Here is a 14,769-nt window from a genome sequence, read left to right on the forward strand (position 1 = left end):
AATTTGGGAATAGTCATAAAAAATTATAATCAAGATAAATATATGGAGTAGGAGTCAGTCATGAAAAAAATTCTCAAATACTCACTTATTTTCTTCTTTCTATCATTAATTGGTCATAGTTATGTTATTTATAAATTCTATCATGACGGCATACTATTTACTGGCCCTAATGATGGTATGGAACAAATGGTACCTATCCAGATGTACTTATTTAATCAATGGAGTCATGGTAATTGGTTTTATTCATCTGACTTTGGAATAGGTGGAGATTTCTTTACAGATTTAAGTTATTACTTTTCAACCAATATTATATTCATTATCAATGTTTTAGTAATTATGCTATTAAAGCTATTCATACATATTGATACTACACAATTATTATTTTGGATGAACAATGCGCTTATCGTTTCAATTTTCAAAGCAAGTTTAGCGCTTTATTGTACATATTTATATGCAAAGCACTTAACAAAAAATCACATCATTAGCTTGTTAATGGCATTTTTATTTGTAATTTCACCTTTGTATTTCAGATTTACAGTATACTGGCCGTTTTTCAGTGATGTGTTTATTTGGTTGCCATTATTGTTATATTCGATTGAACGATTTTTTAAAACTAAAAAAATAGGTTTATTCATAACATCAATGACATTGATATTAATTAATAATTTTTACTTTGCTTATTACTTATTCATTATCGGTGCAGGATATATTATCATTCGAATCTTGTTTAAACATGACAATGATAAAGTTTCACGTAAAAAGGCATTTTTGATTTTCATCCTCAGTGGGATTTTATCTTTAGGGAATAGCTTATTTATTTTCTATCATAGTGTGCAAGGTTATTTAGGTAATCGACGTATTCCATTTACAGGAAAAGTGCCTCGTTTTGAACATATAGATGCAAATACAAATTTATTTTTTGATAATTATCTTATTGTCATTTTATTTATTACGATTCAAGCTATTTTATCCTTTAAATTATATAAACATTTTTATTATCGTTTATTTGCTATTCTAACTTTTGTATTTATTTTATTTAATTTTGTACCGTTTATAGACCAGTTATTTAATGGATTCTCTGCCCCACAAAAAAGATGGCATTTTATCATTGCATTTAATTCAGCTATGTTAATAGGACTTTATGTTAAATATTTTAAAACTGTAAAAATTAAATCTTATCTTCTAACAAATATTATTGCGCAAAGCGTCATATTTATAAGTGCCTTCGCCTATCATACTTATGTTGCTTGGATGATATTTGTACCTATAGTTTCTCTTATAGGATTGTTGATTTTAGTACTCAATGATAAAACAAGCCGTATTAAATTATCATATTTATATATTGTTGCTATAGCTTTATTAAATATCATGGTGTCATTTGTATTTATTAAAAATCAAATTTATTTTGAAGATCATAAGGATAGAGCTAATACGTTCTACTTAAATTCAAATATGTATAGTTCAGATTTACAAAGATCACTAGTTAATCAAATGAAATCATCTAAACGTGAGGATGAGCGTATCGATTGGAGAGTTAATGAGCAAGATAATACACCTATGTATCAAAATTTCAAAGGATTGAGCCTATATTCAAGCATTTTCCATCATAATATTCTAGATGATTATTATGATGATTTAAAAATTAACTTAGCAGAGGAATCATTAAGTAGGTATCAATCTACAAATGGTAGACAAAATATAGCTAGTCTTTTCTCAATTCGTTATCTCATGTTGAAAGAATATCAAGATAATGTCCCAAGTTACTTTAAAAAGGTTAAAAAAGCAGGTCAATATTCAATTTATGAAAACACACTAAATCTGCCTTCAGTTAAAGTTACAGATAACGTTTTTAATGAAAAGTCTTTAAAAACACCAATTGACCGTGAACATGCCATGTTAGATGGTGTTGTTTTAAATAAAAAAGGACAAAACTATCATAAAAAAGCAGATAATTTACTAAACAGAGTGAAAATTTCAAGCGACAATATTTCTAAATTAAAGCATCATAATATTAAAGTTACTCAAAATACAGGACATATTAAACTTCATATTCCTAAAAAATTAAGAACTCAATATACTGATTTTTACTTAACGATGAAGATCAAAAGAGGTGTTCCAGATAGCAATTATACGGTCAACGTAAATCAATATAATAACAATCGTCTATATAACGATTCTGTATACCGCACAGGTGTAGATACCCAATTATACCGTGCTCAACCAGATAAAAATGGCGATATCACGATTCAATTATCTCCTAAAGGTACATTTAACTTACAATTATTAAACCTAAATGGTGAAAATTATGATACGCTCAAAAAAGCAAAGCAACATGCAAATTTTAAAATGAATTATCAGGACATTAAAAATGGTGTGAAAGTCAATTTAGATCAGCATAATAAAGGTATTGCGACCATCAATATTCCTTATAGAAAAGGTATGAAAGCTTTCGTAGATGGTGAAAAAACAGAAGTCTATAAAGCTAATGGCATGATGACAGGAGTTCCAGTAAATAAAAATGACAAAACGATCATCATTAAATATCAACCACCTTTATGGAATACAATGATTTTTATATCAATAATTAGTATGATTGTAAGTTTGATATTTATTAAATATTTAAAATCTATAAAGAGAAAGAAGAGAAAGCATAATGTATAAAAAGATCACTTCCAATCCTTATTCATTTCTATTATTAATTATCATTGCAAGTGCTATTTTATCACTATGCATTTATCTCCCTTTCATTTATCTTTTTATTACTAAAGGAACAGTGTTTAGTGGTAATGGAGATGGATTCAGACAAATGATGCCATTTCAAATGTATTTATATGAACATTTCTCTACTTTCAAAGGATTCTATGATGAATCCTTTGGTTTAGGTGGAGATTATGTAAAAGGACTTGCCTATTATTATTCAATGTCACCTCTTATGTGGATTAACTTTGGTTGCATTGGGATTTTAGAAAAAATAGGTTTAGCGCACCCACACGATATCAATTTTTGGCCTGCAAACCAATTAATAATGGCATATGTTAGAACCGTCCTTACATTTATTTGTACATTTTATTTCTTTAGATATTTAAAATTCAAACCTACTTCAGTCATCATAGCTACAATAATGTATTGTATTTCTACAGTTGTTATCTACTACAATTTTACATGGTCTTTTTATGGTAATTTATTAATTCTATTACCACTTTCTTTACTCTCTATGGAACGTTTCTTTAGAGAAAAGAAAATTGGACTTTTTATATTTGCCATTGGTTTGACACTTTTTATGAATTTTTACTTTAGTTATTATCAAGCAATCGTATTAGGATTTTATTTTATTTATAGAATAATCATGACGCATCCAAAAGATATTGTGACTAGATGGCAAAAATTCTATATGCTTCTAATTGCTGTAATATTAAGTGTATTAAGCAGTATATTTGGATTGTTTACAGGACTTTCTTCATTTTTTAACAATGATAGAGCACAGAATTCTAAATTTGAAATCACTTTATTGACAGATCTTACAAACAGTAATTTCAATATTTTTGCAGATGGATTTTATATAACGATTACTTTTATAACGATTATTGCTTTATTTTCATTCAAATTATATCGTCATTATTATTTTAGATTATTTGCCATAGTGACATGGATATTATTGATTGGCTCATTATCACAATACTTTGATAGTGCATTTAATGGTTTTTCAATGCCCCAAAGACGTTGGGTTTATGCATTAACGTTATCTTCTAGCGCATTAGTTGCATTATTAATACAGCATATTAGTGAATTATCACTTAAAAAATACTTAATAGTTGCAATACCTATTAGTTTATATGGAATCATTTACTTTTTGGAAGCAAGTCATACTATTTATTGGATTCCGGTATCAATCATACTTATTGTCGTATTAGGTTTCATCATTAAAAAACCTATGCTTGCTAATCAATGGTGGCTCCAACTTTTATTAATATTACTCATTTTTCTACAACAATTAGCGATTGAACATGTTACTTTTAAGAAGACAATTGAGCCTTATCAATCAACGATGAAGGATATCAATGATCCTAGCTATAGAGGTCATACTTTAAACGATAAAATACAACAAATTAAACAATCACAGTCCAACCCATTGTCTAGAATCGATTACATGTCTTTTTACGGGTTAAATTCACCATTCATTTATCACTATAATGGGATTTCTTTATACTCAAGCATTTTTGATGGAGACATTTTGAAGTATTATGATAAGACAATGCAAATCAATATGCCAGTAGATAAAAATAGTACTTATCGTTATCTAGGCAATCGTGCAAACTTAATGGCATTATGGGGAGTAGAAGATCGACTTAGACATCCTAACGATTTAAATATGCCTTATGGATTTAAAAAGAAAGCGTTAATTAACGATAGCGGTGATCAATGGATTCATTCACATAACATGATGCATTATCCAGCTGCACATATTACAAATAAAATATATGATGCTAAAGATTTAAAATCTCCTTTAGATCAAGAACAAGCTATGCTTCAAGGTGTTGTATTTAATCAGAAAGACGATAAATCGAATACGTCTTTCAGTTCAAATCCAAATCTGTTATCACATACTAAACGTACGTTAGTTAATGCTAAACGACTTGATAATAATCATATTGAAGTTACTAAAAATAATGGAGGCATTCATCTTCAATTACCTCAATTCATTTCTAAACAATATAAAGATTTATACGTTGAAATGGATGTTGAATTATTATCACCAGATAAAAAACATACAGTAGGTGTAAATGATTACAGTCAAAACCGTAATGAGCTCACTTATAAATATCGTCGATTCGTAAGCCCAGTCACAATGCGTATTAAATCATCAGATGATTTAAATATAAAATTATCTAAAGGCAAATACCGTATTAAAGTTAAAGGTATATATGGCGAAAATTATCAAATATTAAAACAAAGTACGCAACAATTAAAGCATGTGCATATTGATAAACAACGAAATGGTTATACAATTAAAAAAGATAAAAAAGACAGTGGTTATTTAGTTATGCCTGTACCTTATGCTAAAGGAATGAAAGCATCTATTGATGGTCATACAGAAAAAGTTGAAAAAGCAAATGGTATCATGACAGCGATTCCTGTTAAAAAAGGACAAGAAATGATTAAACTAACTTATACACCACCTCATTTTTACTTATTAATCATTATTTCGATTATTGGTATCATCGGCAGTATAATATTTACCAAAAAATTAAATAAAAGAAATTAAAAAAGTATGAGTCTTATCAAATGTTTAAGTTGATAGGACTCACACTTTCTGTATAGATTTTTAATAACATTAAAGGATTTGTATTCACAAACGAATATATACCCATTCATACAAAAAGCCATTAAGCTATCATATTAAGATAACTTAATGGCTTTTCTAAAGTATAGTCTTCATACGTAACTACGTTTTCAGTATGCTGATTAACGAATTTCTTGGATTCTAGCAGCTTTACCACGTAAATGACGTAAGTAGTATAATTTAGCACGACGTACTTTACCGCGACGTTTAACTTCGATTTTTTCGATTTTTGGAGTGTGTAATGGGAATGTACGTTCCACACCTACACCTGAAGAAATTTTACGAACTGTGAAAGTTTCTGAAATTCCTCCACCACGGCGTTTGATTACAACACCTTCGAATACTTGGATACGTTCACGTGAACCTTCAATGATACGAACGTGTACACGTAAAGTGTCACCAGGACGGAATGAAGGTAAATCTGTACGTAATTGTGATTTAGTTACTGCTTCGATTAACTTATGATTACTCATTATAAATTCTCTCCTTCAACCTATGTTCTTGCCTAGACAAATGTATAGCAGCGGATCATAGTGATTTTTAGTGCTTTTTCACACTTAAATTATGTTAGCACAACGTTAGTCGTTTTTCAATTGGTTTTTATATGTTTGTATGATTTTTTTATCTTTATCAGTCAAATCATATTGTTTTAATAAATCTGGTCGTTTATTTAATGTACGAATAATTTTCTGTTCATGACGCCACTCATCAATATGTGCGTGATTACCTGATAATAACACATCTGGTACTTTTAAACCTTTAAATTCTCGTGGTCTTGTATATTGTGGAAATTCCAATAAGCCATCTGAGAATGAATCATCTTGATGTGATTGTTCATTACCTAATACACCAGGAATGAGTCTAACAATGGCATCTGTCATCGTCATTGCAGGTAATTCCCCACCTGTTAATACATAATCACCCATAGATATTTCATCAGTGACTAAATGTTCCCTAATACGTTCGTCATATCCCTCATAGTGGCCACAGATAAACACAATGTGCTCTGCTTCACTTAATTCTTGTGCAATTGCTTGGCTAAATGGACGTCCTTGAGGACACATTAAAATAACTCGAGTATTATCTGTTCTGTTTAAGTCTTCCATTGCATTAAACACTGGCTCAGGCTTTAAGACCATACCTTGTCCACCACCAAAGGGATAATCATCAACTTGATTGTGTTTATTGATAGAATAGTCTCTAAAATTAATAGTATTCACTTCAATAATATTTTTGTCTTGAGCTCTTTTTAGTATCGAATGGTTAAGCACGCCATCAAACATCTCTGGAAAAAGTGTTAAATAATCAATTTTCATTAATCTAACAATCCTTCCATTGGCGTGATAATCACTTTTTTACCTTCAACATCTACTTCTTTAACTACATCTGCAATATAAGGAATTAAATATTCTTTATCTCCTTTTACAACCCAGACATCGTTAGCTCCAGTTTCAAAAATACTTGTAATTCTACCAATAGGTTGTTCATTATCATCAAAGACAGTACAACCTATAATATCAGAATAATAAAATTCATTTTCTTCTAATTCTATTTCTTCATGGTCTCTTTCTTGGTAAAGCGTAGCACCTTTTAAATATTCGATATCATTGATATTATCAATGCCTTCAAATTTCAACATATGAAATCCTTTATGTACACGATATGATGTTATAGTTAAATCTTTTTCAGTTTGATTTAATTTAGCTGTTAACACTTCTCCTGGTTGAAAACGAGTATCTGTAAAATCAGAATTAGATTTTACTTTCACTTCTCCTTTAATTCCATGAGTATTAACGATTTGTCCTACTTCTACTTCCATTAATACTAACCTCCTTATATTGCAAGTTTATTTCATAATATCACTTTACCATTGATTAAAGTTATTAGTTATTGATTTGTTATAAGTAAGACATTGATATAAATAAAAAAGGCACCAAATAATGGCGCCCTAACTAAATTGATAGATTAGTCAATAATGACTAGAATTATTTAGTGTGTTTTTGGTCATCAAATTTTTTCAAAATACCTTCTCTTGATAAGATATTGTGAACTGTATCTGTTGGTTTAGCACCGTCTTTTAACCATTTTAATGCTAATTCTTCGTCAATTTTCACTTCTGGAGCATTAACGTGTGCTGGGTTGTAAGTACCGATTTGTTCGATGATACGACCATCACGTGGTGAACGTGCATCTGCAACTACGATACGATAGAATGGGTTTCTTTTAGAACCTAAACGAGTTAAACGAATTTTAACTGCCATTATAAAACTCTCCTTTGAACATTTCAATTTTTATTTTCTACAAGAATAAATAATAACAGGTCTATAAAACTTTGTAAAGACATTTTTCTTTACCAAATCTAAATTCATGAAATGAATTGTAGATTTGATTATGCATTAGCTTTAGCTAAGGCGTTCCTCTTCGTTACTTTTTTCTGAAAGAAAATCAGTGTTGGTTATGGGAGTGGGACAGTTAAAGTTTAATTTACAAGGGACATCAATAAACAAAATCATGTGTATTAAACAGCTTACTAAATTTTAAATAATTACAACTTTAACGTCGTCCCACCCCGGCAAGGTTGACTAGTATAGAAAAAAGCTTAAAAAGCGCATTTTCTATACAGACAACTACTGCCAATATAAGATTTTATCCCTTTATATCAATATATTTCAAACATATCTGTTCTAAATTCATGAAATGAATTGTCATAAATAGGTTCCTAATCGTACATACGATTAGGTTAGTCATACTATTTCGTTTCACAAAAAATATGACTTTATATGCATTAGCTTCAGCTAAGGCGTTCCTAATACATAAAAAAATTCCAACAGACTGAAATCTGTTGGAATATATAAAATATTAGAAAGGTAAATTCATGCCTTTTAGCATATTTTGCATTTGATTACGTTTTGCTTTTTTACCTTTACCGCCACCAGTAAATTGTTTCATCATTTTCTTCATGTCGTTAAATTGTTTCATTAAACGATTCACTTCTTGTAATGAACGTCCTGAACCTTTAGCGATACGCTTTTTACGTGATACATTTAACATTGCTGGATTTTCTCTTTCACTAGGTGTCATTGATTGAATAATCGCTTTAATATGGTCGATTTGTTTATCGCTCATATTAAGTTGATCTAATCCTTTCATCTTATTCATACCTGGAATCATTTTCATTATGTCATCCAATGGTCCAAGATTTTTAACCTGATCAAGTTGCTCTAAGAAGTCATCCAATGTAAATGATGAATCTCGCATTTTTTTCTCTAAATCTTTAGCTTTTGTTTCATCAACATCTTGTTGTGCTTTCTCAATTAAGCTTAGTACATCACCCATACCTAAAATACGAGATGCCATACGTTCTGGATGGAATAGTTCTAAACCATCTAATTTTTCACTCATACCTACAAATTTAATTGGTTTTTGAGTAACGGAACGAATTGATAGCGCAGCACCACCACGAGTGTCACCATCTAACTTAGTTAATGTTACACCCGTTACATCTAATTGGTCATCAAATGATTGAGCTACATTAACAGCATCTTGACCAGTCATAGCGTCAACAACCAACATAATTTCATTAGGTTTCGCTATTTCTTTAACTTCTTGAAGTTCATTCATCAATGCTTCATCGATGTGTAAACGACCTGCCGTATCAATAATAACAAAATCTAAATGTTCTTCTTTAGCGTGTGCCAATGCGTTTTGAACAATTTGTTGAGGTTTAACTTGGTCACCTTCACTATAAACAGGTACATCCAATTGTTTACCTACTGTTTGTAATTGGTCAATGGCAGCTGGTCTGTAAATATCTCCAGCAACTAACATTGGTTTTTTATTATATTTTTTACGCATTAAAAGCGCTAATTTACCAGCAGTTGTTGTTTTACCTGCACCTTGTAAACCTACCATCATGACAACAGTTGGTGGTTTATTAGCCATTTTGATAGATGAATTTTCGCCACCCATTAAATTAGTCAATTCATCTTGAACAATTTTAATGACTTGTTGTCCAGGTGTTAATGACTGCATTACATCTGAACCTAAAGCACGTTCTGAAACAGTTTTGACGAAATCTTTAACAACTTTAAAGTTAACGTCGGCTTCTAATAATGCAAGACGCACTTCTCGCATCATTGCTTTAATATCCGCTTCGGTAACTTTACCTTTACCACGCATTCTTTGCATTGATGCTTGTAAGCGATCCGACAATCCTTCAAATGCCATAATTATTCCCTCCTCATCGTTATTCTAATTCTTCTAATTGATCTATATATTGCTTTAATAATTCTGGTTTATCAAGAGATTGTTTCATTTGATTATAAATATCTCGTCGTTGTTTAAACCTTTTGTATAATCCTAATTTAGCTTCATAATCTTCAACTAAATCGCCAGTTCTTCTTATATTATCATAAACTGCCTGTCTACTCACTTTAAAAGTATCAGCAATTTCACTTAAAGCATAATCTTGTAAATAAAATAATTCTAGATAATTTCGTTGTTTATCAGTCAAAAGTGACTGATAAAAGTCGAAGAGATAATTCATACGTAACGTTTTAACTAAATCATTTTGGCTCATTATTATTTTCCTCATGATTATCAGCTGAAACGTCACTACTTTCTTCTGGAATTTCTTCATTTTGTTCAATCATATCTGCAAATAAACCATAAACATAACTTTCGGGATTAAATGGTTGCAAGTCGTCTAATTTTTCACCTAAACCTACATATTTAACTGGTATTTTAAGTTCATTTCTAATAGCTAACACAATACCACCTTTAGCTGTACCATCTAATTTAGTTAATACGATACCTGAAACATCTGTTACCTCTTTAAATGTACGAGCTTGTGATAATGCATTTTGTCCAGTTGTGGCATCTAAACAAAGTAATGCTTCATGTGGCGCGTCTGGAACGGCTCTACCAATAACACGTTTAACTTTTTCAAGTTCTTGCATTAGGTTAGATTTATTTTGTAAACGTCCTGCTGTGTCACATATTAAAATGTCTACTTGTTTATGTTTAGCAGCATTAATTGCATCATACATTACAGCTGCAGGATCTGAACCTTCACTTTGGCTAATCACTTCTACACCAACACGTTCGCCCCAAACTTTTAATTGTTCAATAGCGCCCGCTCTAAAAGTATCACCTGCTGCAAGCATTACTTTTTTACCTTCCATTTTATAACGATATGCTAATTTACCGATTGTTGTTGTTTTACCTACACCATTAACACCAACCATTAAAATAACATTTAAACGTCCATCTTCTAAATTCATCACTTCAGATTTATCATCTTCTTGGTGATAAATTTCAACAATTTTTTCTACGATAACTTCTCGTAAATCTTCTGTCTCTTGAATGTTACGACGTTGTGCTTCAACACGTAATTCTTCAGTAAGTTGCATTACCGTATTAAAACCAACATCAGCTGTAATTAACATTTCTTCTAATGCTTCAAAGAATTCTTCATCAACTTTTCTATAACGCGCTATTAAGTTATTTAACTGTTCTTGGAAATTTTCACGAGATTTTTCTAATCCAGCTTTAAATTTCGCTCCGATTTTTTGTGCTTCTATTTCTTCAAAATCTTCAATTGAAATTAATCCATCTTCATCAAAGTCAGCTTCACTTAACTTTTTAGGTTTCTTTTTAGGTTTTTCTTCTTCAATTTCATTTTGTAACCCTTGTTGTGAATCGTCAGTCTTTTTCGAAGACTCATCAATTTCTTCCTCATTGGATAATTCTTTTTCTATATCTTTTTCACTCGATCCTGAAAATTTATCTTTTAAGCGTTTAAAAAAGCTCATGCTTCTTCCTCCTTCATAACCTCATCTATTGTATTTAGGTTAACACTTACTAATTTAGATACTCCTGATTCTTGCATCGTAACACCATACAAACGATCTGAAAATTCCATCGTTCCTTTACGGTGCGTAATCACAATGAATTGCGTTTGATCAGATAACTCATTGAGATATTGAGCATATCTGATGACATTTGCTTCATCCAATGCCGCTTCGACCTCATCTAAGATTACAAATGGGGCTGACCTTACTTTTAAAATAGCGAATAATAAAGCTATTGCGCTTAATGCACGCTCTCCACCACTTAATAATGATAAATGTTGTAATTTTTTGCCGGGGGGTTGCACGATAATATCAACGCCAGCTGCTAGATAGTCATCTTCAGTAAGTTGTAACTCAGCCTTACCACCGCCGAGCAGTTGTTTAAACACATTACTAAAATGATTTTGAACAGCGTGAAACGTCTCTTTAAATCGTCCTTCTACTTCTTTATCCATTTCATTAATAATTTGTTCTAATGTAGATTTTGCCTCACGCAAATCTGTTCGTTGTTCATTTAAGAAAGTATAACGTTCATTTAATTCTTCAAATTGTTCAATTGCATTTAAATTAACTGGGCCTAATTCATCAATGGACATTTTTGTTAATTTAACCTTTTTACGTAAAGAATCGATCTCTTCATCATTGTCATAAAGTGTACGTGCTCTTTCTACCGTAAGTTGATATTCATCATTAAGATGATCGATAGCATGATTGATTAATACATCTAATTTAGATTGATTTGCTTTAATATCTTGGTAATGATTTTCGATAGACAATAAATCTTGGTGGCATTCTTGAAGCTTATTATCATTGTCTTCAATCATTTGATTTAAGTCAACTCGTTGTTGTTTAACTTGATCTAGTTGCTGATTTAATTCAGTTCTTTCACGTTCTTTATCCTTAATTTGTGTTCGGATTTTATCAAACGTTTGCTCACCCATCATTTCATCTGAATTAAATAATTCTATTTTTTCTTTAATAGTATCAAGTTGTTGTTCTGTACTTTGTAATTGTTTATCTAAACGTTCGATGTCTTGTTGTTGAGCTTTAATACGCTCTTTGACTACTGCTAAATCTGATTGTTTTTGATGCAGTTGTTGTTGTGTTTGTGTAGTAGATGCTTTACCTTCTTTGGATAATTTTGTATAACGCTCGATATCTTCTTCAAGTTGTTTTAATTCTGCTTTAATTTCAGCTAAATGTTGTTGCTTTTGTTCGAGTGTTTCTTTACTCTTATCACTTTGATAACCATCATTTTTTTCAAATTCAAATTCTTCATGTTCATCTTTAAGATGTGCTTCTTGTTTCTTCAGACGATCAAGTTCTAATTCATAGCCATGTGCTTTTTCTTTCAAAGTATTATAACTTTGACTGATATCAAAATATTGTTCACTTAATTTTTCAGAATGAGATTGATGGGCTTGAAATTGTTTTTCAAATTCTTGAGTCTGTTGTTGATAATCTGCTAATTGCTTGCGCATTGTTGTAAGTTCATCTTTTTGAGACAAGATGCTTTTTGTTTTACGAGCGCCACCACCTGTCATAGAACCACCAGGGTTAACTACATCTCCATCAAGTGTAACAATTCTTGTACGATAGCGAATTGATCTCGCTAAGTCATTAGCATGCTTTAAGTCTTCAACTATAATTGTATTACCCAATAAATTCTCGACAATGTTTTTATATTGAGACGATACCTTAACAGCATCTGAAGCAATATTCACAAATCCTTCTGAAGATTGTGCTGTTGATTTGATATCTGAAGCTAAATAACGCGGTTGAATTACATTTAACGGTAGAAATGTTGCTCTCCCTAAACTGCGCTGTTTTAAAAACTGTATTGCTTGGCGTCCATCTTTCTCATCTTCAACTATAATGTGTTGTAATGATGCACCTAAAGCTGTTTCGATAGCCTGTGTTAAATGGGATGGAACGTCAATAACTTCTGCTACAGCACCATGAATACCACTTAATTCTTTACCTTTAGCTTTTAATATATGTTTTACGCCATTAAAGAAATACGTATAATCCTCTTCTTGTGTTGCTAAACTATCAATACGAGATTTTAATTTTTCGTTATAACGATAAGCTTGATACAATTTATTTTCAAATTCAGACTGGTGTTGTTTCGATTGAGTCAATTGTTTCTCTACTTCTTTGATTTGTTGTTCAGTCTTTTTCATTTCTTTCAGAGTTTGATTATAATCTTTTTCAGTATTGGAAATGTTATTTTGTATTTCTTTCAATTGATTAAAAGCTTCAACTAATCTAGAATCAAGCCTTGATTTTTTAGCTTCATTTTCATTAATAGTATGCTCTAAAAAACGAATATCATTATTCACGTCTGACTGTTTAGACATCAACTCATAATATTGGTTCTTTATTTCTTCTAATTTTTCATCATGTTGTTCATCAGAAACATATAATTTAGATTCAAGTGTCTGTATTTCTTTATTTAATTCTTTTTGTTTCTGTTTTAATTGATTAAGTGTATGAATTGCCTCTTCTTTTTCTTGTTGAACATTTTCTAATTGAGTCTGTAAGTTGTCTTGTTCTTCTTCAAATCTTGCATTAGTTTCTGACTGATTCTTTTTACGTTCTTCCAATACATTTAGTTGACCAGAATATTTTTCAAATTCTTCAGTTGCCTTAACTAGGTTATAGTTTAATTGTTCAATCTGTTGGTCTAACTCTTGACGTTTACCTTTATGCTTTTGCAATAATTGATTAATTTGGCTTTGTTCAGCCTCTTTATTTGCTTGTTTCCCTTTTAAATCATTAAGTTGTTCGTCTAGTTGAGCGTTATCTTTTGTATATTGATCAATATCATGGACAGTAACAATTACATCACTTTTCTCCATTTCTGATGATAATTGTTTATATTCTTTCGCTATAGCCGCTTCTTCTCTTAAAGGTTCAACGCGTCCTTCTAAATCATATAGTATATCTTCTACACGTGTTAAATTATCTTCAGTATGATCTAATTTTTGAACGGATTCAGCTTTACGTTTTTTATATTTTAAAACTCCTGCTGATTCTTCGATAATTTGTCTTCGATCTATTGGCTTTGCATTTAAAATTTCATCAACTCTACCTTGAGAAATAATCGAAAATGCCTCTTTACCTAACCCAGAATCTAAGAACAAATCAATAATATCTTTTAATCGTGCACGATCATTATTTAAATAATACTCACTTTCACCACTACGATATAAACGTCGTGTGACTTCAACTTCTTCAGCATCAATTTGTAATTTTTTTGAATGATTATCTAATTTTAATTTAACTTCTGCATAATTTTGGGGTTTGCGATGTTCTGCACCAGAAAAAATAATATCTTCCATCTTAGAACCACGAAGTGATTTTGCAGATTGTTCACCTAAAACCCATTTAATCGCATCAGTAATATTACTTTTACCGCTACCATTTGGACCAACAATTGCTGTAACACCTTTATCAAACTGAACATCAGTATGGTCTGCAAATGACTTAAATCCTACGGCATCTATTGATTTTAAATAAACCATGCTATTCTCCTTATCCAAATCCACGTTGATTTTTACTTCGAAATCAACT

10 protein-coding genes are annotated in these 14,769 nt (G+C 30.7%); 2 read left to right on the plus strand and 8 right to left on the minus strand.

What is annotated here, in order from left to right; genetic code table 11:
* Positions 1–60: 60 nt before the first annotated feature.
* Both N524_RS0101405 and N524_RS0101410 read left to right on the plus strand, forming a co-directional pair.
* Positions 61–2,661 (plus strand): YfhO family protein, encoded by a 2,601-nt coding sequence (locus tag N524_RS0101405; protein ID WP_029055449.1) that lies wholly within the window; start codon positions 61–63, stop codon positions 2,659–2,661.
* Positions 2,654–5,263 carry a YfhO family protein gene (locus N524_RS0101410; protein WP_029055450.1) on the plus strand — a complete coding sequence of 870 codons (2,610 nt, stop codon included), beginning with the start codon at positions 2,654–2,656 and terminating at the stop codon, positions 5,261–5,263. The genes N524_RS0101405 and N524_RS0101410 overlap by 8 nt, the downstream gene beginning before the upstream one ends.
* A gap of 200 nt (positions 5,264–5,463) precedes the next feature.
* Here N524_RS0101410 and rplS read toward each other — a convergent pair whose 3' ends face one another.
* The 8 genes from rplS to smc all read right to left on the minus strand — a co-directional run bounded on the left by rplS (position 5,464) and on the right by smc (position 14,720).
* Positions 5,464–5,814 carry a 50S ribosomal protein L19 gene (rplS, locus tag N524_RS0101415; protein ID WP_017637117.1) on the minus strand — a complete coding sequence of 117 codons (351 nt, stop codon included), beginning with the start codon at positions 5,812–5,814 and terminating at the stop codon, positions 5,464–5,466.
* 105 nt (positions 5,815–5,919) lie between these two features.
* Entirely contained in the window at positions 5,920–6,657 is a 738-nt protein-coding gene (gene trmD, locus N524_RS0101420) for a tRNA (guanosine(37)-N1)-methyltransferase TrmD (RefSeq protein ID WP_029055451.1), read from the minus strand.
* On the minus strand, positions 6,657–7,160 hold the full coding sequence (gene rimM, locus N524_RS0101425; RefSeq protein WP_017637119.1) for a ribosome maturation factor RimM: 504 nt from the start codon (positions 7,158–7,160) through the stop codon (positions 6,657–6,659). The genes trmD and rimM overlap by 1 nt, the downstream gene beginning before the upstream one ends.
* Positions 7,161–7,326: 166 nt before the next feature.
* Complete coding sequence (rpsP, locus tag N524_RS0101430) at positions 7,327–7,602, minus strand: 30S ribosomal protein S16 (protein WP_017637120.1); 276 nt, start codon at positions 7,600–7,602, stop codon at positions 7,327–7,329.
* Positions 7,603–8,200: 598 nt separating this feature from the next.
* Positions 8,201–9,568 (minus strand): signal recognition particle protein, encoded by a 1,368-nt coding sequence (gene ffh, locus N524_RS0101435; protein WP_029055452.1) that lies wholly within the window; start codon positions 9,566–9,568, stop codon positions 8,201–8,203.
* A gap of 19 nt (positions 9,569–9,587) precedes the next feature.
* The gene (locus N524_RS0101440) at positions 9,588–9,920 is read right to left on the minus strand and encodes a putative DNA-binding protein (RefSeq protein ID WP_029055453.1); all 333 of its coding nucleotides are present in this window, start codon (positions 9,918–9,920) and stop codon (positions 9,588–9,590) included.
* A complete protein-coding gene (ftsY, locus tag N524_RS0101445) occupies positions 9,907–11,154 on the minus strand; it encodes a signal recognition particle-docking protein FtsY (RefSeq protein ID WP_017637123.1) in 1,248 nt (415 codons plus the stop codon). Before ftsY ends, N524_RS0101440 begins: the two co-directional genes overlap by 14 nt.
* A complete protein-coding gene (gene smc / locus N524_RS0101450) occupies positions 11,151–14,720 on the minus strand; it encodes a chromosome segregation protein SMC (protein ID WP_029055454.1) in 3,570 nt (1,189 codons plus the stop codon). The genes ftsY and smc overlap by 4 nt, the downstream gene beginning before the upstream one ends.
* Between the last annotated feature and the right edge of the window lie 49 nt (positions 14,721–14,769).

This window comes from Staphylococcus sp. URHA0057, from assembly GCF_000620265.1.
GTDB lineage: Bacteria > Bacillota > Bacilli > Staphylococcales > Staphylococcaceae > Staphylococcus > Staphylococcus pasteuri.